Genomic DNA, 1569 nt, shown 5'->3' with positions numbered 1-1569 from the left:
CCGGCGGCGAAACTGCTGCGCGCGGTGCTCGACTTCGCGCACCGACCAGCCTCATCGGCCGCGTCCTGGGCCAGTTTGGTGGCCAGTTCCGGCGCCAGCGTCAGCAGCGCGCGGGCATGGCCCATTTCCAGGCGGCGGGTTTCCAGCAGCACGCGCACCCCGACCGGCAGATCGATCAGGCGCAGCAGGTTGGACACCGAAGCGCGCGAGCGGCCCACCGCCTGCGCCGCTTCGGCGTGGGTCAGCGAGAACTCGCTGACCAGCCGTGCCAGCGCTTCGGCTTCTTCCAGCGGATTGAGGTCTTCACGCTGGATGTTCTCGATCAGCGCCATCGCGATGACGGTGCGGTCTTCCAGCTCGCGTACCACCGCCGGCACTTCGTCCAGCCCGGCCAGGCGCGAGGCGCGCCAGCGGCGTTCACCGGCGATGATTTCGTATTTGCCGCCCTCGATCTGGCGCACCAGGATCGGCTGGATCACGCCCTGGGCGGTGATCGACTCGGCCAGCTCGGCCAGCTTGCCTTCGTCCATGTCGCGACGCGGCTGGTACTTGCCCGGCTGCAGGGCATCGATAGGCAGCTTGCGCAGCACTTCCCCCGGCTGCGGCTCGGCCACGGCGGCAACAGAGACCGGTGTCACCGCGCCGCGCGGGCCCAGCAACGCATCCAGCCCGCGGCCCAGACCGCGCTTCTTCGCCGTACTCATCAGACAGCCTCCGCGGCGTGGACGGCCGGTTTGCGTTCGGTGTTGCGGCGGATGATCTCGCCGGCCAGGCCCAGATAGGCCACCCCGCCACGCGAACCGCGGTCATAGCCGACGATGCTCTGGCCATGGCTGGGGGCCTCGGCCAGGCGCACGTTGCGCGGCACGATGGTGCGGAACACGCGGTCGCCGAAGTATTCGACCAGCTGCGCGGACACCGCGTTGGCAAGGTTGTTGCGCACATCGAACATGGTGCGCAGCACGCCTTCGATCTCCAGCGCCGGGTTCAGGTTGATCTTCAGCGCCTCGATGGTTTCCACCAGCGCGCTCAGGCCTTCCAGCGCGTAGTACTCGCACTGCATCGGCACGATCACCGAATCGGCGGCGGCCAGCGCGTTGAGCGTGAGCAGCGACAGCGCCGGCGGGCAGTCGATCAGGATGTAGTCGTATTCCTCGCGGATCGGTGCCAGGGCGCGCTTGAGCCGCTGCTCGCGCTCGCTCTGGTTCATCATCTGGATTTCGGCCGCGGTCAGGTCGATGTTGCCCGGCAGCAGGTCGAAGCCTTCCGGGGTTTTCACCCGCACGTCGCAGCACTGATCTCGCCCAGCAGCAGATCGCAGGTGGACGCGGCGACCTCACGCTTGTCCACGCCACTGCCCATGGTCGCATTGCCCTGCGAATCCAGGTCGACCAGCAGCACGCGCTTGGGTGCGGCGGCAAGGGAAGCAGCCAGATTGACGGCCGTGGTGGTCTTGCCGACGCCGCCTTTCTGGTTGGCGATGGCGATGATGCGAGCCATGCAGGAGAGCCTCGTAGGCGGGTTGGGACTGGGCATTATGCGGCTAGCGGCGCGCAGGCGGAAATCGGC

At 67.9% G+C, this 1569-nt stretch carries 2 pseudogenes; both read right to left on the bottom strand.

The annotated features are described in order from the left end of the window. Positions 1–704 (bottom strand): annotated as a pseudogene (locus tag JCM9942_RS15620) (ParB/RepB/Spo0J family partition protein); the annotation flags it as partial. Further along, positions 704–1500: pseudogene (locus tag JCM9942_RS15615) on the bottom strand (ParA family protein). The pseudogenes JCM9942_RS15620 and JCM9942_RS15615, both read right to left, overlap by 1 nt. Positions 1501–1569: the final 69 nt, after the last annotated feature.

Origin of the sequence: Stenotrophomonas pictorum JCM 9942, from assembly GCF_001310775.1 — a bacterium.
In the GTDB taxonomy this organism is placed as follows: domain Bacteria; phylum Pseudomonadota; class Gammaproteobacteria; order Xanthomonadales; family Xanthomonadaceae; genus Stenotrophomonas; species Stenotrophomonas pictorum.
Note: the sequence above shows the minus strand (reverse complement) of the source record. Positions and strands in the feature narration are given on the sequence as shown.